Annotated in this window: 20 protein-coding genes; 9 read left to right on the forward strand and 11 right to left on the reverse strand. The window is 39.0% G+C overall.

The window, feature by feature from the left end; translation table 11 throughout:
* Window positions 1-168 precede the first annotated feature (168 nt).
* On the forward strand, window positions 169-2,349 hold the full coding sequence (locus tag IE199_RS14180) for a winged helix-turn-helix domain-containing protein (protein ID WP_189771743.1): 2,181 nt from the start codon (window positions 169-171) through the stop codon (window positions 2,347-2,349).
* 10 nt (window positions 2,350-2,359) lie between these two features.
* Here IE199_RS14180 and IE199_RS14185 read toward each other — a convergent pair whose 3' ends face one another.
* Complete coding sequence (locus tag IE199_RS14185) at window positions 2,360-2,836, reverse strand: hypothetical protein (protein ID WP_189771745.1); 477 nt, start codon at window positions 2,834-2,836, stop codon at window positions 2,360-2,362.
* Between the two features lie 26 nt (window positions 2,837-2,862).
* Window positions 2,863-3,336, reverse strand: a complete 474-nt coding sequence (locus IE199_RS14190; protein ID WP_189771747.1) for a hypothetical protein — start codon at window positions 3,334-3,336, stop codon at window positions 2,863-2,865.
* 384 nt (window positions 3,337-3,720) lie between these two features.
* On the opposite strand from IE199_RS14190, the gene IE199_RS14195 reads away from it, so the two are divergent.
* The 3 genes from IE199_RS14195 to IE199_RS14205 are packed head-to-tail and all read left to right on the forward strand — an operon-like array spanning window position 3,721 to window position 8,019.
* A complete protein-coding gene (locus IE199_RS14195; protein ID WP_189771749.1) occupies window positions 3,721-4,926 on the forward strand; it encodes an HlyD family secretion protein in 1,206 nt (401 codons plus the stop codon).
* A gap of 9 nt (window positions 4,927-4,935) precedes the next feature.
* Window positions 4,936-5,634, forward strand: a complete 699-nt coding sequence (locus IE199_RS14200; RefSeq protein WP_189771751.1) for an ABC transporter ATP-binding protein — start codon at window positions 4,936-4,938, stop codon at window positions 5,632-5,634.
* A gap of 9 nt (window positions 5,635-5,643) precedes the next feature.
* A complete protein-coding gene (locus IE199_RS14205; protein WP_189771753.1) occupies window positions 5,644-8,019 on the forward strand; it encodes an ABC transporter permease in 2,376 nt (791 codons plus the stop codon).
* 84 nt (window positions 8,020-8,103) lie between these two features.
* Here the strand turns inward: IE199_RS14205 and IE199_RS14210 are convergent, their stop codons facing one another.
* The 4 genes from IE199_RS14210 to IE199_RS14225 all read right to left on the reverse strand — a co-directional run bounded on the left by IE199_RS14210 (window position 8,104) and on the right by IE199_RS14225 (window position 10,609).
* The gene (locus IE199_RS14210; protein WP_189771755.1) at window positions 8,104-8,454 is read right to left on the reverse strand and encodes a hypothetical protein; all 351 of its coding nucleotides are present in this window, start codon (window positions 8,452-8,454) and stop codon (window positions 8,104-8,106) included.
* Between the two features lie 84 nt (window positions 8,455-8,538).
* Window positions 8,539-8,910, reverse strand: coding sequence for a putative zinc-binding protein (locus IE199_RS14215; RefSeq protein ID WP_189771757.1), 372 nt, complete (start codon window positions 8,908-8,910; stop codon window positions 8,539-8,541).
* Between the two features lie 91 nt (window positions 8,911-9,001).
* A complete protein-coding gene (locus tag IE199_RS14220; protein ID WP_189771759.1) occupies window positions 9,002-9,955 on the reverse strand; it encodes a 2-hydroxyacid dehydrogenase in 954 nt (317 codons plus the stop codon).
* A gap of 21 nt (window positions 9,956-9,976) precedes the next feature.
* A complete protein-coding gene (locus tag IE199_RS14225) occupies window positions 9,977-10,609 on the reverse strand; it encodes a YehS family protein (RefSeq protein ID WP_189771761.1) in 633 nt (210 codons plus the stop codon).
* A gap of 217 nt (window positions 10,610-10,826) precedes the next feature.
* Here IE199_RS14225 and mfd point away from each other — a divergent pair, with 217 nt between their 5' ends.
* The 5 genes from mfd to IE199_RS14250 all read left to right on the forward strand — a co-directional run bounded on the left by mfd (window position 10,827) and on the right by IE199_RS14250 (window position 17,879).
* Complete coding sequence (gene mfd / locus IE199_RS14230; RefSeq protein WP_189771763.1) at window positions 10,827-14,342, forward strand: transcription-repair coupling factor; 3,516 nt, start codon at window positions 10,827-10,829, stop codon at window positions 14,340-14,342.
* A gap of 79 nt (window positions 14,343-14,421) precedes the next feature.
* Window positions 14,422-15,888 (forward strand): CsiV family protein, encoded by a 1,467-nt coding sequence (locus tag IE199_RS14235; RefSeq protein ID WP_189771765.1) that lies wholly within the window; start codon window positions 14,422-14,424, stop codon window positions 15,886-15,888.
* 12 nt (window positions 15,889-15,900) lie between these two features.
* Complete coding sequence (locus IE199_RS14240; RefSeq protein ID WP_189771767.1) at window positions 15,901-16,197, forward strand: DUF1244 domain-containing protein; 297 nt, start codon at window positions 15,901-15,903, stop codon at window positions 16,195-16,197.
* A 44-nt stretch (window positions 16,198-16,241) separates the two neighbouring features.
* Complete coding sequence (locus IE199_RS14245; protein ID WP_189771769.1) at window positions 16,242-16,553, forward strand: hypothetical protein; 312 nt, start codon at window positions 16,242-16,244, stop codon at window positions 16,551-16,553.
* Between the two features lie 120 nt (window positions 16,554-16,673).
* Window positions 16,674-17,879, forward strand: coding sequence for a DUF3644 domain-containing protein (locus IE199_RS14250; RefSeq protein WP_189771771.1), 1,206 nt, complete (start codon window positions 16,674-16,676; stop codon window positions 17,877-17,879).
* A 54-nt stretch (window positions 17,880-17,933) separates the two neighbouring features.
* On the opposite strand, the gene IE199_RS14255 is transcribed toward IE199_RS14250, so the two are convergent.
* The 5 genes from IE199_RS14255 to IE199_RS14275 all read right to left on the reverse strand — a co-directional run bounded on the left by IE199_RS14255 (window position 17,934) and on the right by IE199_RS14275 (window position 24,002).
* The gene (locus IE199_RS14255; protein ID WP_189771773.1) at window positions 17,934-18,626 is read right to left on the reverse strand and encodes a transposase; all 693 of its coding nucleotides are present in this window, start codon (window positions 18,624-18,626) and stop codon (window positions 17,934-17,936) included.
* A 134-nt stretch (window positions 18,627-18,760) separates the two neighbouring features.
* A complete protein-coding gene (locus tag IE199_RS14260) occupies window positions 18,761-19,276 on the reverse strand; it encodes a TlpA family protein disulfide reductase (RefSeq protein WP_189771775.1) in 516 nt (171 codons plus the stop codon).
* A 203-nt stretch (window positions 19,277-19,479) separates the two neighbouring features.
* Window positions 19,480-21,987: an ABC transporter permease gene (locus tag IE199_RS14265; RefSeq protein ID WP_189771777.1), complete on the reverse strand. Its 2,508-nt coding sequence runs from the start codon at window positions 21,985-21,987 to the stop codon at window positions 19,480-19,482.
* A 10-nt stretch (window positions 21,988-21,997) separates the two neighbouring features.
* Window positions 21,998-22,678 (reverse strand): ABC transporter ATP-binding protein, encoded by a 681-nt coding sequence (locus IE199_RS14270; protein ID WP_189771778.1) that lies wholly within the window; start codon window positions 22,676-22,678, stop codon window positions 21,998-22,000.
* A 25-nt stretch (window positions 22,679-22,703) separates the two neighbouring features.
* Window positions 22,704-24,002 (reverse strand): efflux RND transporter periplasmic adaptor subunit, encoded by a 1,299-nt coding sequence (locus IE199_RS14275; RefSeq protein WP_189771780.1) that lies wholly within the window; start codon window positions 24,000-24,002, stop codon window positions 22,704-22,706.
* Window positions 24,003-24,122: the final 120 nt, after the last annotated feature.

The following is a 24,122-nucleotide window of genomic DNA, read 5'->3' on the forward strand; positions in this document are numbered from 1 at the left end:
TCTTCATTAGTCGTCCTTTTTTTTGGCTGATTTTTCGCTGATTATTCACTGAAAACATAAAGTTATAGCTTATACTTACAATTAAAGTGTTAATTTACAGCTTCGCTATTTGCAAATTTATGTCATTCATTTAGCCTATAAGATAATAATAAAAGCATAAGAAATAATATGAGCCCGCAATTCTACCTTGATAACTTTTATATCGATTGCAGCCGAAACTTGGTTATTGAACAACATAACGATGGCCAACAAAAAGAGCAAAACCTGCCACCTAAAACCATTGAAGTGCTGTTTTACTTAGCCAGTCGTCAAGGTGAAGTGGTTAGTGTTGATGAATTGTTAGATCGGGTATGGTCAGAAACAGTGGTTTCAAACAATTCATTACAACGCTGTATTGCACAATTGAGAAAAGCCTTTGGTGATGACAGTAAAAAACAAGCCTTCATAAAAACACATGCAAAACGTGGTTATAGCTTGGAAGTAGCGGTTGTTTACCCGGAGGCAGTTAAAGTTGCTGTAGACAATGATAAAGCAAAACCGTATTTGCCAGAAAAAGAGGCTAATCAGCATAACGACGCAAATACCACCGATATTCAGATAACAGCGGCAACTTCTCATTCTTATAAAACAACAGCAGTTATCGTGTTTTCATTGCTGTTCATTACTGTCATTATTTTTTATTTACATGATAGCGCAGACACATGGCAATATAACAAGCTCACACCATTAACTAGCCATGACAAAAAAGAAACACATCCCCTATTTTCACCTGACGATAAATACATCACCTTTCATCGTTATGATGGCATGTGTGCCAACAACATTTGGGCAAAAGAGTTATCGACTGAGCGTGAGTTTCAATTAACACAAAGTACAGGATTTTATGGCGCGCATACCTTTGCTGAACAAGGCAATAAAATCGCATTTATGGCAAAAAACAATTGCTCAGGTGTTAGCGAACAAAGAGCCTGTTGGAGCTTGATGACCATAGATTTTCAACAAGCGCTAAATTCACCACAAGTACCTCAAACCGTTGCGACTTGTGATGACGGAAAACTGAGCTCGCCCGTATGGTTAAACAACCAAGCAATTGCAGTGTTACGTACCAACGAAGGAAAAACCCGAGTTGCCAAATATCAAGCTGACGCTCCAGATGCCACCGACATTTATTCTCCCGATAATTTAACGCTTTACCATTTACTGCAAACAGAAAACCGCCAACAAATTGCAGCGTTAGCGTTTGATCAAAACAATCAGCAGCAACTTATTTGGTTAGATAATACAGGGCAATTGCTCGAACAATTTCCTATACAGTTTCCAGAGTCAATCGCTGAAAGTCAGCTTCTAGATGCTCGCTATGACGTTCAAGGTGAGCAGTTTATTTTTAGTTTAGGCAACACCCTTTACGCACTTAATTATCAAGGGCAAATTTCCAAACTTTCTACTTTAGCATTTAATCATATTTTTGGTGTACAAAAAGCCAACAAACATAATCGACTCACCGCCAGTCAGGGTTTTGTCGACGCCGATATCGCCATGGTTAACATCAACATTCAAACAAATAAACCACCATTATTGGCGTCTGAATTAAATCAAACCGTATTGCCCTACCCGAGTATTTCTCGTTCAACGTTTAACGAACAACATGGTCAATTTCAGCCGAAAGGTCAAGCTATTGCATTTTACAGTGACAGAACCGGTGAGCAGCAGCTTTGGCTACAAAACAGTAATAATGAATTAACCAAGCTGACCAAATTTAACAGCGGCGATTTGTTGTCACGCTTTGTATGGAGCCCTAACGGCGACAGTATGCTATTAGCTAAAAACGGTGTATTAACTCAGGTATTTCTCGATAAGAGCGAAAAAACAATCGCGTTAAACTTCCCCGTCACTGAAGTTTACCAATGGACAGACAAGCAACAGCTGTTGATCAAAGTGAGATTAAACGGCCAGCTAACTTTAATAAAACTAAACCTTAAAGACCTCAAACCTACAGTATTGCTTGCTCAAGAGGTGTTATGGGCACAACTAGCAAACAACGGCGTTTTATATTATTTAGATACTGAGCAGCAAATTTGGCAGCTACAGCTAACAGGTGCCAGCCCTGTCACGTCTTTGCGACACCAAGTTACAGGCTCAGTATTTTTAATGCAAAACAATGACATTATCGGTATGAATGGCAAAGACGAATTGTGGCGATACCAAGTAATAACCGAAAAATTTCAGTTGTTAACGACAGTTGCACCACAATTTAGCAGGCTAAGTGATATCAAACATCACAGTGTGTTGGGTACACAAATCGCCTCATCAAGAAAAGATATTGTCTTGCTAGAAAAGTCCAATGACTGATCCTGAGGAGCTAATCTGTATAAGTATATACTTGAATATTTTTTGCTGATTGCAATATTTTCATTATTTTAGACTGGCTTGCTATGTGTCCGTCTCCGCCGATAGATGCTAACATGTCGTTGTCAATATCATGGTAAAACGCCACATATGGCTGAGTGAACTCAATAACCTTGGTAACTTGTTTCATTTGTGCAATAGATACATCAGGCTTAATAATCGGCTTAATATAATGCCTTAGTGTAGACAAGTCGTGTTCAGTTAATTCTATTTCTGTGGCAATTTTCAAGTAGTTAAAAACTTCTTGTTGCGTTAAATAACGCTGATTTTGAGTATCGTATATAAACAAAGCGGGAAAACTTAAACCAGCTTTACTTTCCTGCAATTGATAAATCCGCTCAAGCTCTTTCGCATTAACGGTTACCTTTTCGGCATACGCATTCTGAACACTAAAACCCAACAGTAATACTAATAACGAAATAGATTTCATGTTTACCTCCCTTTTGTACATTTCAACTATTGAAACTTATAAACATTAACGCTTTCAGCTTGTTGTAATACAGACAGAAACTTCTTTTCAGCTTCTGCAAAAGGTATTGCACTTTCACCTAACATGGCTAACATTTCTTGACCAACATTGTGGTAAATCACTAAATAAGGCTTATCAAACATAATATTGCTTGATACGGCTTTAATTTGCTCTTTTGAAATATCAGTTTTTTCTATCGCTTTTGATAAGTTTTTCATCATTTTTAGCTGTTTTTCAGAAAGCGAATGTTGAGCGATTTGTTGGATCCAAACCTCAGCTTGTTGCTTGGATAAGTAGTGTTGTTTCTCTGAGTCATACACGTAAAGCCCAGAGATAGGCAGAGATTTTTCAGACTGTTGTAACTTGTATAGATTAAGCAATTCTTGAGTTAGCGTTTTTACTTCCCCAGCTAACGCTACTTGGCTTATTAACAATATTAATCCGCTTATTATTATTTTCATGTTATTTCCTTATAGAGTGTCACTATTGCTTTTAATATTTTGATAGGTGTTTAAAGACTCGATTAACCTGTTGCTTTCACACCATGTAAAAAGCACATTTTTTAACCTACACAAGTTTGCATTATTATGTCAACTAATGTCTTCGTACAATGAAATAATAATATTTACAGTTTAAAAATTGCTTGAAACTTAATCATTTGTCCGATATGTTTTTTAGACCTACGAGGAGTTTACTAGGTTTAAAATCATGACAAGGACTGATATGAATTACAAAAATTTTAAAACACTTTCCGTAGCTTTCACCCCAGTTCCAAAGCACATAACTCAATGTAAAACATCAGATTTAATTTACTTAAACGCCTTAATGAATAGTTGAGGTGTGACATGTTTAGCATTCCAGAAGATAAAAAATTATCGATTAAATACCCTGTAATATTTACGACAGCAATTGTAATAAGTGTTTCAGTTTGGGCGATTTTTTTTCGTCACTCATCAATAGATGAACAACAAACACATCAAGTATTTAAGGGCGATTTGGTTGAAGAGATCCGCGCGCATGGCAAGTTAAAAGCCAATACCCGTAACAGTTTAATTGCACTTTCATCTGGCATGATTGAAGAAATTACCTTAAAGCCAGGGGCAAATGTGGTGAAAGGCCAGCCAATCATTAAGTTATTCAATCCTAAACTTAACCGACAGGTCGAGGAAGCTAAGCTGCAACTACTTGAAGAACAATCCAATATCGATGCCTTAAAAACTGAGCTTAATCAAGCCTATTGGCAGCAAGAATCCAGTATCGATATCGCTCAATCTGATCTAAGCATTTTAAAAGCTGATTTAGATGCTAAAACTCAGTTACATGAGAAGAACATCATTTCCAAGTTAGATTTACACAAAGCTAAAATGGCGTATGAAAATCAAAAGCTAAAAATACAAGTGGCTAAAAACAAACTGATTTCTATGGAGAAAATCAATAAAGCCAATTTAACTTCACATCAATACAAGTTACAGCGAGTTACTAGCCAACTAGAGATGTTAAAAAAAGACTTAGCTAATTTGGTGATCACAGCCCCTATTGACGGCATTGTATTGCAATTAAATGATAACTTAGAAATTGGCCAACAAATTGCCGAAGGTGTGCTGCTCGGCATGATAGTTGATAACAGTGACTTGTACGGAGAAATGACCATAAGCGCAAGTCAGGCTGATAAACTTCAAATAGAACAGTCTATTGCTATTAATATTCGAGGAGACCACTACCCGGCCAGCATCAGCAGAATTTCGCCCAATGTTAACAATGGTGAATTGGAATTCGACGTGGTATTTGAGCGCCCTTTACCACAACATATTTTACCCAATACCGACGTGTCCGGCAGCTTACAAGTTACCTTAGCCAATAGCACATTATTAGCCAATCGTATGCCCGCAGTTAATCGCCCCTACAGTTATTACGACTTGTGGGTGATGAACAATGGCGAAGATACTATGACAAAAACACAGATTCAAATTGGTGCCATTACCACCAATCATATGGAGATTTTAACTGGCGCAAAAGAAAGCCAATTATTGATGATACCGGCCAACAATTAAGGATAAAAAATGCACGAAGCAACAAGAAAAATAATCAGTGTACAAAATCTAAGTAAAAGTTTTGCTCAAACAGGCCAACCGCTAAACGTATTGCACCAAGTTAATATGGATGTGTTTGAACGAGATATGTTGGCCATTGTTGGGCCTTCTGGCAGCGGTAAATCTACATTGTTGTCTTTGTTAGGCCTACTCGATGAGCCAAGCAGTGGACACTACATGTTATGTAATAGCAATGTAGAAACGTTAAGTAATTATCAAAAAAGCCGACTGCGCAACGAAAACATTGGTTGGGTATTTCAAAACTTTAACCTGATTGAAGACATGACAGTGGCAGAAAATATTCAATTACCACTACGATTTAATAAAAATATTGCCAAAGCTGAATATGCCAAACGTACCACTGACGTGTTAGCAAAAGTAGGGTTACCGGACAAAGCCAATGCCTACCCAGCGCAACTTTCAGGAGGTCAACAGCAACGAATATCAATTGCACGCGCTCTAGTCACTCAACCAGATATTTTATTGTGTGACGAACCAACCGGTAATTTAGACAGTGAAAATTCAGCCGCTATCATGGCATTGTTTAAGTCACTTAACGACAGTGGTGTAACCATAGTGATCATTACCCACAGTGATGACGTTGCCAACGACTGCCACCAAATCTATCAAATGAAAGATGGTCACCTATCGAAAAAGTTTAACGCATAAGGATTTGCTATGTTTGATGTTATTTATGGTTGGCGAAAATGGCAGCACCAAAGGATAAAATATTGGCTGTTGTGTATTTCTAGTGCGCTTTTTGTAGCCATTATGAGCGTGGCATTAAACCTGTATTTATTGATTAACAGTGATAGGCCAGATTGGGTTGAATCAAACGCCCCAATGGCAACCGTTGCAACAAAAACAGCATTAGGTTTAGTCAGCCCCACTTCTCATTACAAAATAAAATTATTAGAAAAGGCACCTGCGGTAAAACAAAGCGCCAGCTTTTTCTTACAACAAATTAAACTGCGTGTTGAAGATGCCAACTTGGCGAAAGTGAATGTGGCATTTTACTCTGAAAATCTATTTTCCTTATTAAGTGCCAGTGCGCCATTTTCATCGTTGGCCTATCAAGAAAACCATGTATTTATCAGCCAAGATTTTGATCAACGTATTCTAAAAAATGCCAAGATAAACGCTCTTAACCAACAAATATTTTTAAAAGAACAAGCATTGCTCATCACGCATATATTGCCCAAGCAAGTTGGCGTTTTTGCCAATAGCCAAATTGATATTTGGATACCAGACAGGGACTTAGACTTGTTGGTGCCCTCTTTCGCAAAATCATCTGCTACATCATTTATTAACAGCCAACATCAGTTTTATGGTTTTGCTGAACTTCATACTGCGACAGAGCTTAAAACACTTGAAAACGACTACCGCCAACTATTACAAGACTTTCCTTATCGAGATGCTGTATTTGTCGATCCTGGAAATCAGGCATATCTAATTGACGGAATAGAGTTATCGCCAAGTCAAAAAGCCTTTTTAATCAAACAATGTTGGTCGCTGTTAACCTTGATCATTGGCTTTGGGTTTGTTCTTTTTTCAACGCTTTTGTCTTCATTTATCCAACAAGCCATTCAGCGTAAAAAAGAATATGCCATTAAGTTTTCATTAGGCGCTGATTTTGCCACTTTGGTGGTAAACCAAATACGTGAGAACATGGTATTTTTCAGCCTAATTGCACTGTTTTCACTTCTGTTTATTTATTGTGCCAATACTGTATTGCAACAAGGTAGTGTTTATCAAAGCTACTTTAATAGCGAGTTTGCATTAAACCCTGCTTATAGTGCCATTTCATTTATCGCCACCTTTTTAGTGATAACCCTGTGTAATGTCTATGCGTTACATAAGGTGGCAAATTCCAATTTGTTTGGCCGAAGTTTTCAAGCAGGCCTGTCAAAAAAACAAACCCGCTTTATGCTGGCCAATTTTAGTGTGTTTTTTATTATTTGTTCACTTGCTATTGTTTATACCCTCAATATTATTGGCATAGAAAAGCAAAAATTCACTCTAAGCAATATTGATGTTTCAGCCCAAGAGTTTTCAACTAAATTGCAAGCAAAACAAAAATTCTATACACCTAAAGATTTGCAGCAAGGTAACACCAGTATACTGGGCAATTTAGATATCGCCTTGAGTTCAAAAGCTTTTACAAAAACTAACTCTAGCGGCGCTAAGTATGCAACATTTGATCAGCGCAACGAACTTCAACCAGTGGCAAGTGGCTATGTATCTCCCAACTATTTTTCGGTATTAAGCATCCCATTTTTGGAAGGAAAAACCTTAGAAACAACCAGTGTAGTGATTAATGAAGTATTGGCTCAACAGATAATGCTAAACAAGGCCAGCGCTTTACCAATGAGCAGTTTACTAGGCCAACAACTGCGCATTCAGGACTTTATGCTTGATGGCAACTTTACCATCGCCGGTATCGTAAAAAATGCGCCACATTTTGGCGCGACCAATCATGCCCCTGTTTTATATCTGCCATTTGAAAAACAATTGCCAATGCAGGCCGAGTACATGGCACCATACTTTTATGCTAAGCAAATTGACGCTAACAGTGCTTTAACCATGATTAATCAATGGCTTGCCAAAGAACAAAGTAGCGTAATAAGTTATAGCAAAACAGGGACAATTAACCAGCTAGTTGAACAACTGAACCAAGGTGGAAAAATACTGCTATTTACCAGTGGCTTTATGTCTTTAGCTATTGTGACCTTGTTGGCCATTGCCTTGTATTTTCAAATTAAAGCCAGCTTTAAGCAAAACCAGCATAAATACGGCACTATGTTAGCGTTGGGCATGAGTAAACTTGAACTTTATAAACGAGTATTAGCAACACCGCTTTTAGCCCTAGCAATTGCGACAGCGGCACTGCTGTTTTTAATGATCTTGGGCTACAAACCAGCTCAAATTGATTTGAACCTTGCTGGCTCAGTGACTTTTATCGCATGGGGCATAATTTTCTTGATGGTGATGGTTTTTGGCCATTTGGCTTTGCACAAAGATTTGAAAAAACCGATTCGTGATTACTTCATGTAAATCAAGTGGTTCGGGCATTACTAATGATGCCCGAGTCACAGAATTTTTTTCCATCATTATGCTGTAAATACTGTCACATATGGGCTAGAGGCTAATCAGTTTGAGGGTAAAATAAACGGTCGCTAAACTTAAGGCTAAAAATAACACACTAAAAATCACAGTGAAAAGTGACGATAATTTGCGTTTAATACCAGCAAAAAACCCCTTTTTAGGCGTTGCACTTTCGGTTTCAGGCTGAAAACTCACCACCAATAAATTCAGCCAAACACCCCACAATAACATTAGTAAAATGGGCTCTAAATAGGCTTGTTGTTGCGTAACATCATTGCCAACAAATAGATAAATTAATGCCATTATCGAAGCAATGATAACAAAGCGAATGATCAGCGTTATAGGTGTAAAAATAGCAGAGAGTTTAATAAAAAAAGCGTTCATTTACTTAATGCAGTTAGTCAATTAACTAACCACATCATAATGGCGCAGGTGGAATTTTGCACTCAAAAACTTGTAAACAGCAAATTAGACGTTAAATTCAATGCCCTTTTCTTTCAACGACTTGTAGATAAAATTAAGCGCTTTACTGTTATCGATAATCGAATCTTGCCATTTATCACGCTTTTCAATCCCCATATCAGTGACAACAAAATAATGATCAACATTCACTGAGGCATTATCTAAACATAGCTTGGTACAGGAAAGTTCACAGCCATCAATAGCAATGGTTTGATATGCAGAAGTAGCTGTGGTTTTCATTTCATCAACATTGGCAGCAACACCTGAAACACATGACATTTCAGCTAAGCCATCACTGTCTAAATTCAACGCTATATCATGCGCTATACGTGCTACGTTTGAACAACCTGAGCAGGCATAAACAACGGGTTTTGACATCTAATAAATTCTTGCATAGGGGTGGTAGTTTGATGCTACCAAAGACGTCAAACAAGTTTTTGATTCAGATCAAATAGATCGATATTGCTGGTTAGTAGCCGCGATTTAAATTTACGGTCGCTGGCAATTGCCCGCCATTTATAAACTGATCAACGTTGTTAACCACAATGTCACTGGCTGAATTTACATTGGTTGGCGCCGAAATATGCGGTAAAACAGTGATGTGATCATGGCTCCAAAAAGCATGCTCTTCATCCAGTGGCTCAACGGCAAACACATCTAAGATCGCATGTTTAATTACACCATCATCGAGGGCTTCTAATAAGTGGTATTCATCAATAATGGCACCGCGACCAAAATTAATTAAGGTTGCCTGTGATGGCATTAACGCTAGGGTGTGTTGGTTAAATAAACCGTGAGTTTTTTCAGTCAATGGCAATAAACACACCACGATATCTGCTTGAGATAACACCTGAGGTAATTGTTCATCTCCGTTAAAACACTCAATACCCGCAATATCTTTAGCAGAGTTACTCCAGCCTATGACTTGAAAATTATTCGCCAGTAACTGCTGTGCCGCTTGTTGCCCAAGCTCACCTAAACCTAAAATTGCCACTTTAGTGTCACAAGCAAGTTTTACTGGATGTTGCTGCCAATGCTGTGCTCGCTGCTGCTGACGATATAGCGGCATGTCACGCATGGCATAAAATGACCAAGCCACCACAGCCTCACTCATGGTTTGTGCTAAGGTAGGATCAACTAAACGACTAATTTTTAATTCAGAACCTGCAAAGGTTTGCACTAGCTTTTCAACCCCAGCCCATACACTTTGCAGCCATTGAAGGTTAGCAAATAAACGAACGTGTTCTGGTTTGGGATTAGCAACAATAGCTACGTTGACTAATTCACGCTGAGCTTCACTGATCTCTTCCACCAATACCACTTTGGCGTTTATTTGCCGCTGTGCAAACTTATCATTTAAGACCACAAGCCATTGCTGTTGCTCGACTTTTGGCAGTTGATTAATAAAGGGAATTAATATCATTAGTTCAGCTTTACTTCCGTGTTATTTTTTTAAAGAAAGTACGTTACGTTTACTTTCTTTAGCATCCTCTAACTTTTCTTCTGCTTTAGCGTATGGATTAACATACAGCTTTTTCGGCGTAGGTGGTTTTTTGTTTGCTTTTGGCTTCGCATTGCTTTGCTTTGTATTGCCTTGTTTTGCTTTTGCCTTGGCAGCTGGCTTACTGTGTTTAAGCTGTAACGCCATTAAAAAGTTTCGCAATATTTGCGCTTTACAATGACGATAATTTTTATGATCCGGGTTTCTGAAAAACGCGGTTATTTCACCATTGCCAAGTTTGACATCAACACTAGCCAATAGCGCAATAATATCGTCAGTTTGCAACTCCAACGCAATTTTCAGTTTTTTCAAAATAAGATTTTTAGTTAGCTCTTTTTCAGGCGCTGGCATTGCTTTATCACCACGACCACGTTTTTCAACGATAAAACCGTTTAAAAAGCTCGCCAATTCGATATCAGCTAACGGCACCATCTCTGGCTCGTCGTCTTTTTTTAACCAAGCGGTGATTTGCTCTAGGGTAACCTGGCGGTTTGCTAAGGCAAAAATGTCTTTAACTTTTTGATCTTTTAAAGAAAAGGTATACCTTAAGCGGCGAAGAACATCGTTATTGGTCAATGGGGCATCTCAACATCATAAATTGCTAGCTGGCTATTATAGCGTTATTGCACGGGCAATTCGAAATAAATGTCGTCGATCCTTAACATTACTAAATGACTCGGGCGTTTTCCTCGCTTCTATTACATTTTTTTATACAAAATAGTGTTAAATAACAGCGGTTGCTGGGGTATGATCAGGCAGATTTTTTGTTCAGGGATTTAAAAAACGTATTTTCATGAGTAAACAACATCTTCTATTAGAACCCGTTTTGCCTAAACGCCGTGGTCAACAAGCCGACAAAAAAACTTGGTATAACCTGCTAGGCTCTAGCCGTTCGCTAGCTATTTATCAAGCAGCCAAATCAGCACAAGGCCCTGTATTGGTGATAACTCATGATACGCCAGCAGCCCTGCATTTAGAGCAAGAACTACACAGTATTAATCGCCAAAAGGCGCTTTCAGTTTGTTTATTTCCTGACTGGGAAACTTTACCCTACGATACCTTCTCGCCACACCAAGACATTATTTCACAGCGTTTAGCGACTATGTATCAGCTATCACGCATGAAACAAGGTATTGTCATCGTTCCTGTCTCTACTTTGTTGCAGCGCCTTGCCCCCAAAAGCTACCTTGAACAAAACAGCTTATTGGTAAAAAAAGGCGATAGAAAAGATCTACATCAACTAAGAGTTGAACTTGAAGCCAGTGGCTATCGCTGTGTTGACCAAGTGATGGAGCACGGCGAGTTTTCCGCTCGAGGTGCTATTCTCGACTTATTCCCTATGGGCAGCAATACCCCGTTCAGACTTGATTTTTTTGATGACGAAATTGATGAAATTCGCTTATTTGATCCTGAAAATCAACGTTCGAGTGACAAGGTAGAAGTGATAGAGCTTTTGCCAGCGCATGAGTTTCCAACTGACCAAGAAGGGATAAACACCTTTAGACGCCAATACCGTGATTTATTTACCGGCACGATTGATAAAGAGTCGATTTATCATCAAGTCAGTAACGGTATTATGCCTGCAGGTATTGAATACTATTTGCCACTATTTTTTGAGCAAACGAATACCCTATTCGATTATTTAGCTGACAACACCACCATCGTCATTACTGGCGATCTTGAACGTGCCATTACCAATTATTGGCATGATGCCGAGTATCGTTATGAAGACAGGCGATACGATCCTACACGGCCACTGCTTGCACCTGAGCAGTTGTTCTTAAATACTGATGAACTTTTTTCCTCGCTTAAACGCTTTGATCGCATCACCATTGAGCAGCAAATCAAAGATGAAACTGAACAGTCAAGCGCCCGTGGCTTAATTCATTATGATGTAAAGCCGCTTCCTAACATTGCGGTTGACCATCAACTAAAACAGCCTTTTGATTTACTAAATATCTTTTTAAACGATAAAAACTCACCGGGTAAAATACTGTTTGTTGCCGAAAGCCAGGGTAGACGTGAAAGTGTGCTTGAACTGTTAAAGCGCAATAAAATCACCACGCCAGTTTTTAAAGATATTGAAAGCTTTATCGACAGTGAAGACAAGTTAGGCATTACAGTAAACAGTTTAAGCCAAGGTTTTATTTTCCAGGCTAAAGGAACCTCGGCAAAAAATGCCATTGCGATTATCACCGAAGCAGAACTATTGGGTGATAGAGTCAGGCAATCTAGACGTCGCAAATCACAACAAGACGGTCAAGCTGATGCAATATTTAAAAATCTCGCCGAGCTTTCCATTGGTCAACCTGTTGTACACATTGAGCATGGTATTGGTCGTTACTTAGGTTTACAAACACTTGAAACTGGCGGCATTACCACAGAGTTTTTAACCTTAAGTTACGCCAACGACGCTAAGCTTTATGTGCCTGTTGCCTCTTTGCATTTAATTTCTCGCTATTCAGGTACCGATGCTGAGAGTGCGCCTCTTCATAAACTTGGCAACGACACTTGGAGTAAAGCCAAGAAAAAAGCGGCGGAAAAAGTTAAAGACGTCGCCGCAGAACTACTCGATATTTACGCCAAACGAGCGGCCAACAAAGGTTATAAATTTAATCGCAATAAAGAAGATTACCGCGCGTTTGCCGACAGTTTTGGTTTTGAAGAAACCTTAGATCAAGAACAAGCTATTAATGCGGTTGTTAGCGATATGTTATCTGACAAAACCATGGATCGCCTTGTTTGTGGTGACGTGGGCTTTGGTAAAACTGAAGTAGCGATGCGCGCAGCTTTTGTTGCGGTAAACGACGGCAAACAAGTAGCGATGTTAGTGCCAACTACCCTGCTTGCTCAACAGCACTATGAAAACTTTAAAGATCGCTTTGCCAACTGGCCGGTTTCAATTGAAGTATTATCGCGCTTTAAAACACCTAAAGAGCAAAATCAGGTGATTGAAAAAGTAGAAGCTGGCCAAGTTGATATTTTAATTGGAACACACAAGCTACTTCAAAACTCGATAAAATATAAAGCACTCGGCTTGTTGATTGTTGATGAAGAACACCGTTTTGGTGTTAAACAAAAAGAGAAGATTAAAAAGCTTCGAGCCAATGTTGATATTTTAACGTTAACAGCAACGCCAATTCCTAGAACACTTAACATGGCCATGGGTGGCATGCGTGACTTGTCGATTATTGCAACACCACCTGCCAAACGTTTAGCGGTAAAAACCTTTGTTAGACAGCGTGACGACAAGCTTATTCGTGAATCTATGCTGCGTGAAATTTTACGTGGTGGCCAAGTTTATTTCTTGCACAACAACGTAGATACCATCAACAAAACCGCGGCCGATATTGAAAAATTAGTGCCAGAAGCCAAAGTCACCATTGCCCATGGTCAAATGCGCGAGCGCGAACTTGAGCGTATCATGAGCGACTTTTATCATCAGCGCTACAATGTATTAGTTTGTACCACTATTATTGAAACAGGTATCGATGTACCAACAGCCAATACTATTATTATGGATCGCGCCGACAACCTTGGTTTAGCACAGCTGCATCAACTAAGGGGGCGTGTTGGTCGTTCACACCATCAAGCTTACGCCTACTTATTAACGCCGCACGAAAAACGCATGACTAAAGATGCCAAAAAACGCCTTGACGCCATTGCCTCTTTAGAAGATTTAGGTGCAGGTTTTACCCTAGCAACACACGACTTAGAAATTCGTGGCGCTGGTGAATTATTAGGTGAAGAACAAAGCGGCTCAATGAGTCAGGTTGGTTTTAGTTTGTATATGGACATGCTAGATCACGCGGTTAACGCCTTAAAAGAAGGCAAGCAGCCATCACTTGATCAAGTATTGTCAAAACAAACTGAAATTGAACTGCGTGTACCAGCGCTATTGCCAGATGATTACATTTTTGACGTTAGTTTACGTTTAAGTATTTATAAACGAATTGCCAGCAGCAAAGATAAAAATGAGCTCGATGATATTCAAGTAGAGCTTATCGATCGATTTGGCTTGTTGCCACAAGCAACCAAAAACCTAGTTCATATTGCTAAAATGCGTTTAAAAGCACAAAAAATTGGCATTGCAAAAATAGAGGCCAGCGCCGGTGGGGGTTCATTTGAATTTAGCGAAGATACCCAAATCGATCCTGTGCAAATTATTGGTCTGATCCAACAACAACCCAACATTTACAAAATGGAAGGTGCTAACAAATTGAAGTTTGTAAAAACCATGGAAGAAGCTGACGCTCGATTCACCTTTATTAATGGATTGATTGCTGAGCTAGCAAAAAATCGCGATTAACAGCGTAATGAAATCAAGGTATGATGCTAAGGCTTAACGACTTAGCATTGTTGAAACACCCCAACTTCTTGGTATTTAGATGAAAATAAAACAAACGATCGCATTACTTACCGGTGTATTTGCAGCCAATGCTTTAGCTGCAACCAGCAGATGGTCTGGTGATTGGTTTGAAATCGAAGTGATTTTACTGTCTAACCTTTCAGACAAAAATGAGGTCAAAGAAGTATTTGATCGTGCTAGATCCATGCCTGAATATAGCCGCTCATTAGATATTCTGCGATCAGTATTATCACCAGAAATATCAACGTTAAAGCAGCAACTGCCCTATTGTGATGATAAATATCAACGAGCGCCATTAATTACGCCGGCAAAAATGCCACAAGCTTTTCCATTGTTATCGCTTGAACAGATCAGCGCTCAGTTTACCGACGCAAGTATTTTTGAACGTTTAATGGCTGACGAACAAGCCAGATTAGAAAGCACCGATACCGTTGTTGACGATTTAAGCACTCAAGATACAGAACTCTCACAAGCTGTTGATGCAAGTATTAATACTGACGAACAAGCTCCACAGGCTGAGTTAGTGTTAACCGATGAAGAGTTAGCGTTAGTTGAACAAGCTGAGCAAAGGTTTTCAGAAATACAATTACGTTATCATGCTCAAACTAAACCTTTGTCAGCGTCGTTATGCGCTATTCACCCAGAAGCATTTCATGACTTAAACCCCAACCCACAGCTTTATACTTACAATGGTATTCCAACTGATGTGATGCCGCCAAGAATAGGCCAAGCAGAAGATCTTTACAGCAACACGCCTTATATTATTGACCGTGACTCTCTTGAATTAAAAGATGTATTTTTAAATTTAAGACGCAGTAAAAACTTCCGCCCATTATTGCATGTAGGGTGGCGACAGCAGGTATTTGAAGAGAACAAAAGTACGCCAGTAAAACTATACGCTGGTGACAATCTAGCGCGCATTTATCAATTGGCTTTAGCGCAATATCAGCAAGAATTAGAGCAAGAACAACATTCCGAAGCTGCGCTGCAACAAATTTTAGATGGTAGCGAAGCTGTGGAAAGCGGGCTTACACCAGCACAAGAGAAGCAACAGGCAAAACAGCAAAGATTAAACCAGATGTTTTCAACACTGGATAACTTTGATGAAAACCAAAGTATCGATATTTTAAATCGACCAGCGACACCTTTGCGCATTGGAAACAACGACGTGGCGATGGATGCGGCGCCTACCCCACCTATTCAGCCTTGGTATCTTGATGGCTTCTTAAACATATTTTTGGTGGGTAACTACTTAAACATTAAAGCTGATTTTTCAATTTTAAATTTATCCTTGGCAGAGCAAGAAACACTAAAATTAGTTCCTGATAGCGTCATTGATTTAAAGCCGATTAGGCTTTCACAGCAGCGACGTTTGATCAGCCGAGAAACCCACTATTTAGACCATCCTTATATGGGGCTGATCGTACAAATTCGCCGTCATGATCGTCCAGTAAAACAGGATGAAACAACAGATTTACTAGATTAGAGATAACAATAAATGGAAAAAGAAATAGAGATCCAAGCCGCGGTATTTAGACGTTTACTTCGCCATTTAGACAGCCGAAAAGACGTGCAAAACATTGAATTAATGAACTTAGCAGGTTTTTGTCGCAACTGTTTTTCAAAATGGACAGTCGCTGAAGCAGAAAAGCTAGGTGTTAATGTTGATATCGACGAAGCGCGTGAGCAAGTTTACGGCATGCCATACGACGAGTGGAAAGAAAAATACCAGCTACCAGCAACCGAAGAGCAATTAGCTAAGTTTAATGAACTACAAGCCAAAAAAGCCAAATAATACATTGGCTTGATTGTTATGTTTACAGGAGTAATTAGAAAGTGTTGTGGAGTCGAAAAGGCTGGTTAGCTCCAGTTGTTATAATTGGGACAATGGCGTTAGTTCAAGCTAGTTTCAATTTTGTTTATGGTAAAGATTTTTATATCCAAAATGAGTGGCCAAAAATGTTAGCTGCATTGGTAGGTTCAGCATCGGTAGGAATGCTTGGGTACTATTTAAATTATAAAACTAGAGAAGTACTCCATGAAAATACTAGATTGGAGAAAAAAGCTGAATTACACAAATTTATTGGTATACCAATTGAGTATTGGGCAATTATCTTTCCTGCAATGATCGCTTTTTCTATTTTAAAGTAAACATAACAAGACCGTTATGGCAATTGGACGCAAAACGCTTGGCTTGCGCTCATTTTTTAATTAATTTTAGCCAAGCATTTATGCGCCCACGTGGTGGTTTTTTATGCAAAGGAGAGCACAGTGGTAGCCGACAAATGGAGCCAAGTTGATAAGGCATTCGCCTTCTTTTCTCAAAAGTATGCACAAAAGAATTGTTTTCACCTAGAAGAATTAGCTGAAAACACAGGTTGGAGTTTGTCCACTGTTAAAACTTACTTACGTAAAAAGTGGTCGAAATTATTGGTTAAGGGCGAAGCTGGATACTCTGTAACTGAACTAATATCAAAATATAGTGAAGTAACTTTTAGACAACACCAAAGTCAAAACGTAGAAATTGAAAAATACTTTTATCAAACACTTGTAGATAAAGCTATTTCAGCCTGTATATCTGCCATTGAAATTTACAACAAACCAAACTTTGAATATCGTGAAGAAACATTTTCCATCTTAATGGTAAATGCGTGGGAGTTACTACTCAAAGCTAAACTTGTTAAAGATAATGATGATAACCGAAAAAGTATTTATTTCTACATTAAAGGCGAATCTGTAATTACACCAAGTGGAAACGCAAAAACAATTGGTGCTGTTCAAGCGATGAACCGCTTGATTGAAACTAAACAAATACCTAGATCTGTAGAATTAAATATTAGATTGCTTTTAAACATAAGAGATGACTCAGTTCATTTCATTCATGATGATGTTGAACTAAGCACCCAAATACAAGAAATCGGAACGGCTTCGCTCCAAAATTTCATGGCTTTAGCTATGAACTGGTTTAGTTACGATTTTACGCAGTTTAACTTTTATTTAATGCCTGTATCTTTCTTTCATTTGTCAGATGTCACTAGTTTCAGTATAGATAACGAGGTTAAAAGCAACCTTCTTTCATATTTGAAAAAAATCGAGAAAGAAGAAGAAAATTGCAATGATCCTAATTTTGCAATTTCATTGAAATTAATGACTAAGTTAGTGAAAACAACAGCGGAAGAAGCTCTTCAAGTAAGAGTTACAAATGATCCTGAAGCACCTGAAATTGTATTCTCAGAAGAAGAAGCTCTTAGAAACTACCCGAATGATTATTATCAAGTAATAGAAATATTTAAAAAACGGTATAAAGATTTTAAACAAAATAATAAATTTCACGATCAAATGCGCTCTTTAAAAGCTGAAGGCGAAAAATACTGTAAAGTTAGAAGGTTAGACCCAGATAATCCGAATAGTATTAATAAAACTTTTTACCACAACCGCGTAATTGATAAGTTTGATGAATGGTACGATCGTGTGTAGTCATTTGCATATAACACGCTGTATAAGTGCCCAATATTAGGGGACAGACCACGATTAAACATACTTTTTTCGAGGTCTACCGGCTTTAGCTGGTGTTACCCTTCTACCTAGTTCATTTTCAATCTGGTTTTTAAATTTATCATTACCTAATACAAAATTTCCATTAGTTGATTCTCTAATATCACTAATCATTCGTGAAGTCGGTGCTAGTAAAAATAACTCTCGGTAGGCTTTTAGTCTGGCGGTCGTATTAACTCCTAACGCTGTATACACAATATGCTCAGTTATTAAGTTAGATTCAGCGCCAAATGCGTTTACCTTATAACTACTCCATGGGTAGTCACTTGGCTGAGTTGTCATATTGGCGCGTATAGGATTTAACTCAATGTAGCGATAACAGTTAAGCAAATAATCTTCGCATTGAACCATACACGACTTAAACCTTCCTTCCCACAACGTACCTGAGCGACCATATTTGCGATTTATATATTGAACGTATCGTTGACCTAGTTGCTTCATAATTTGACATAAGCTATTTAATTTTCGAGGTGTTATTAACAAATGTACATGATTTGTCATCAACACAAAGGCGTGCACATCACAGAAGTATCTTTTAGCATATTCTTCAAGCCACTTGAGATAGTACTGATAATCTTTATTGCAGAAAAAACAGACTTGTCGGTTATTACCTCGTTGAACTACGTGATGAGGTACATTGGGTAACGTAACCCTTGCTCGTCTTGGCATAATAAAGCGTCCTTGCTTTTAAAACTTTTAACTATAGCAAGTAAAGAAGCAAGCGCCAGTTGATATAAAGCGAAAGAGAAATATCGATTTAACGAGAAAGACAGACCAATTAATCGTGGTCTGTCCCCCATTTACTAAAGCCAAACAATTTTATTGAGCTGATTTTCACCTTCAGCCAAATTCATCTTAATGACCTTATTTTCTTTTGTTACGGTAATTAGCCTTGGAATACCACCTTGGGCAAATTGCGCATAGATCTTTCTATCTGGATCAACGGCCAGTGGTACTTTAATACCATTTTCATCACGCCACTTAATCACTTGTTCTTGTGTTTCTTCTCGTGCTATGGCGATGACTTCAATATTTTCATCTTGTAATAACGGTGATTCATTCAACGCTTTTAGCGCACGGTTGGAGTCTGAACACCAAGTTGCAAAAAGAATAACCAGCTTTTGTTTATGTTGATTGCTTAGGTCGATAACCTTACCGTCTACATCAACGATGCTAGTAAGCGGTAACGTTTGTCCTGATTGAACGTACTCAGGGTATTTAGGGGTATTGTGAACCACGGTATCTTCCACTGAACTGCTATTGAGTTGACAACCCGTTACCACTAACGAAAGTATTGATGCGCCTATTAGTCGTTTCATTATTATCCTTATTTTTATTTAGACACTGCGCCAGCATTCTATCAAGTTATGCTGTGCTAACAATAAGTTTTAAAAGATGTTTACTAAAAGGATTTGTTTCAAAATATAAAGGTGCAAAGCTACAGAACTTGATTAAAAAAACGGTGACACAGGAATAGTTCACTGCGCCACCGCTCCCTTAAGCCCTCACAAAAGCTTTTGTGTTATTCGTATCTCAAGGCATGAACAGGGTTTTTGCGAGCAACTCGTGCGGCATTGCCACCAACGGTTAGCCAAGCGATGCTTAAACTCAATAAACCAACCAGTAAACAAATTGGCAGCAAGTACCATTGTTCTATACGATATGGAAATTCTTCTAACCACGAGTTCATGGCATACATTGCAATCGGCCATGCAATAAGGTTTGCCAAGGCAACAGGCTTTGAAAACTGCCAAATCAATAGTTTTACTATTTGGCTTACGTTCGCGCCCATAACCTTACGCAACCCTATTTCTTTAGTTCTGCGCTCAACTGTAAATGCTGATAAGCCATACAAACCTAAACATGACACCAAAATGGCTAAAGCGGAGAACACTAACAACAATTGTGCCGTGGTGGTTTCATCGCGATATTGTGCTGCCATCATTTCTGATAGAAATTGTAAATTCATCGGTTGTAATGGTACTTGTTGCTTCCAAATACGGTGAATATCGTCCATCAAGCCTGACACGTCATTACTTTGAAAAGCGATATTAGCCACTCTAAATCGGTTTTCATCCAATAAAAAAGCAGAAGCACGAATACCAAATTTAATCGAGCGAAAATGAATATCTGGAATAACGCCAATTACGGTTAGCTCGTGATCATTTAACACTAAGGTTTTACCAATAATTTGCTCAACGTCCGTAAAGCCAAGTTTGGTGACAGCTGCGCGGTTTAAAATTACGCTTGCTTTGCCCATGCCCTCATGGCCTTCAGGTAACTGAGTAATAGCGTCAGTACCATAGTTTTTATCGAAGAAACGACCTGCTAACAAATTAACGCCATAACTTTCAAAAAAGCCATAATCCATATGGTGATAGTTCAACAATAATGGCTCGAGTTTTTCACCTTGTTGATTAGGTTCAACTAACGAAAAATAATTATTGTTTTCGTTATCTTGGGTGGGTGATTCCGATGAAAACGCGACGTCTGTCACTTGCGGCAAATTCAATAGTTCTTGTTTAAGGCTATCAAGGTTGTCACCTGTGGCGCGAATGTTTAATACCAGCTTGTTATCATATTGATACCCCACATCAACCGAGGTTGAATACAAGGTTTGGCTATAAACCACTATGGTTGAAATCACTAGGATAATAGAAGTCGCAAATTGTCCAACGACTAATCCCGTTCTAAGCTTTGCAGAACTTTGCGACTCTGAACTTTTACTGGCCTTTAAGATATGGCCAGGTAAATATTTTGATAGATACAAGGCGGGATATAAACCTGCCCCAATGCCAACGGCAGTTGCAACTAAGCACAAACTGACCAGTAAATAAGGGTCGCTAAACAACATTAGCTGCAAGTTTTTGCCAATGATCTCATTGTAAAAAGGTAAAACAATTTCGGTTGCGGCAAGAGCAAACAGTAATGCAATAAAAACCAACGCCACCGCTTCACTTAAAAACTGAAACGCCACTTGTGTTCTTGAAGCGCCCAACACTTTTCTCATTGCCACTTCTTTAGCACGTTTGCTCGCTTTAGCTGTAGAGAGGTTCATAAAGTTGATACAAGCAATCACCAAAATCAGTAGCGCGACAACGACAAAGGTATTAATCATGTTTTGATCTCCCATAGGCGTTAGATCTCCCATATTGCCAGCATCATTTTTTGCGTTTAGGTGCAAGTCGGGAACTGACATGACATTGAGTTGGAAGGTATCTGTTACTTGCAAACCGTTCGCCGCATCACCTAAACGCTCTTTCAGCATGTTAACCATTGGGCTTTCATTATTAAGCCAATAGTTGATGCGATCTTGTAATTGCTCAACACTTATACCTTCACGCATTTTAAAGTAGGTATACACATTTAAGCTGCTCCAGGTGTTAAGCACGTTATCATTTTCACCAAACATCGCAGGGTTTAGATAAATAATAAAGTTAGCGTCTAGATGTGTCGCGTCAGGCAAATCTTTTAGTACACCAGTAACTTTCAGTGTTATCGGGTTGCCACCAAGGCAACAAAAGCTAATGGTTTCACCAAGCACGTTGGTGCGGCCAAAATATTTAGTTGCCATTTCTTCCGTGATAACTAAATCCATTGGCTTGTTAAAAGAGCTTTCAATATCACCGTGTAAAAATGGTAAGGCAAAAACATTAAAGAAGCTGTTATCCACCATGGTAATTTGCTCAGCAAAGCCTTCACCATTATGTTGAACTGTCGTGCCCCACTGAATTAAGCGCATGCCAGTTTCAACTTCATTGGTAGCGTAATCGCGAATTGCTTCCATCATGCGTCCGGCAGATCGCACCGTTAAAAACGCGGGTTGGTTTGGAATATTCACCGCGGTATGCATACGAACCAAACGATCTTTATCTTTGATCCAATCGTCGTAGCCCGTTTCTTCTCTAACAAATAACATGATCAAAATGCAGCTCATTAAACCCACTGCCAGACCAAAGATGTTGATCGCAGAAAACACGCCATTTTTAACAATGTTGCGCCAAGCGATAATTAAGTAATTTTTAAACATAAGGTTACCTTTAAGCTGCTCGAACGTTTTCTGTCACCACACTGCCATCAAACAAGTTGATGGTGCGTTTAGCGTAATCAGCATGGGCTGGGCTGTGGGTTACCATCACAATCGTGGTACCTTCTTTGTTTAGTGCCTGAAGCATTTCCATAACCTCTTCACCGTGCACACTATCGAGGTTACCTGTTGGCTCATCCGCCAAAATCATTTTTTGTTCGCCAACAACCGCTCGTGCAACGGCCACACGTTGCTGTTGACCACCAGATAATTGGCTAGGCATATGTTTTGCGCGATGTGCTATACCTACTTTGTCCATTACCTCAGCTACTTTAGCTTTACGCTCAGCGCTTGGAATGTTGTGGTACAACAAAGCCAATTCGATGTTCTCTTCAACCGTTAATTCATCAATCAAGTTAAAGTTTTGAAAAATAAAGCCTATGTTGCGTTTGCGGATACTTGCTAACTGAGCTTCTGAATAACCTGCAATGTTTTCATCGTTAAACCAGTATTCTCCTGAAGACGGCGAATCTAGCATGCCAATCGTGTTTAAAAGGGTTGATTTACCACAACCTGAAGGCCCCATAATGGCAACAAACTCACCTTGCGCAATTTCTATATTCACGTTGTTAAGCGCTAAGGTTTCTACATCTTCAGTGCGATATACGCGTGTTAAGTTGTGTAATTTAAGCATGGTTAATTCCTCTAAATTCTGTGCATTAGTTTAGTTTTAATGTGTCTATGTCTTGGTAACTACTGTAAGGACTGGTAATGACTTGCTCGCCAACTTCAAGCCCTTCAATAACTTCAATGTATTGATTATTTCTGCGACCCAAGCGAACTTGTCGTTTAACCGCTTTAGAGCCATCACCACTGACAACAAATAACCATTTACCGCCGGTGTCTTGATAAAATGCGCCATTAGGTATTAGCAAGGCTTTGCTCGCATCACCCAAGGTTAATTTGGTTTGTACGGTTTGACCTCGGCGGATGTCAGTTGGCTGCTGACCATCAAACGTCAGATCCACTTCAAATTGGCCGTTCACTACTTGTGGGTAAATTTTGCTGATCACCAATTGGTAACTATCAAATGAAGCCGATTGGCCAATATCAACTCGTCCTAAATAAAACTCATCAATAAAGGCGGTGATCTTATAATCGTCTGGTGTATCAATTTGGCCTAAACGTTCACCTCGGCCGATACTTTGACCTATTTCAATGTTAAATCCTGACAACTTACCGGCAACTGGCGCTTTAACACTCATGTTGTCTAGGTTTTGACGAGAAATCTCTAAGTTACTTTCTAATCGCGAACTGGTTTCTTTTAAAAACTTTAGTTGCTCTTCTTGCATACGAGTATCTGATGCTTGGCTTTCTAAGGTGATTTGTCTTCGGCTTTTATACCAATCTAATCTGTCTTGGGTGTCTTCAAACTCTGATTGATTTACCGCCCCAGTCGCCAATAGCTCTTGTTGCTGCTTGACTTGACGTGATAACACTTTAATTTGATATTCAATATCAATTAGGTTGCTTTTATGTCGAAGACGATTTTGTTCTAGATTCAACTCAATGGAACGCATACTGTTTAACTGTTCAGCCACGCGCGCTTCGTTACTTAATACGTTTAGCTGTAAAGACGCATTGGACAATTCAACAATTAACTGGCCAGCTTTTAATTCAACACCATCTTCAACCAGTATTTTTTCAACTCGTCCACCTTCTATCGCGTCTAAGTAAACAGTTTTTGCTGGTGCCACTCGACCACGAACGGGAATAAAGTCTTCAAAGGTTCCCTCAGTTACCTTAGATAAAATGATGCGCTGATCATTAACAGATAACACTTTGCCGTTGTTTGATGAAAGGCTTGTTAATAACAACCAAATCAAGGCGATGCCGACCACGCCATAAACAATCCAGATCAGTGTTTTGTTTTTACTCGTTTCCACTTTTCTATCCATGCCAGAGCCTGACACTGTTTGTGGCTTTGACTCATTCACCGCTTTCAAGGTATTCCCCATAATATTCACTTCGCTGTTAATGCCGTAAATCTTCTAGTTATCTAGTTACAAGAAACGTTCCAAAACATATCTAATTGAATTTTATTGATTTTTTAAAATAACGTTAGAATTTCAAAGAAA

It is taken from the genome of Thalassotalea marina (assembly GCF_014656435.1).
Taxonomy (GTDB): Bacteria; Pseudomonadota; Gammaproteobacteria; order Enterobacterales; family Alteromonadaceae; genus Thalassotalea_C; species Thalassotalea_C marina.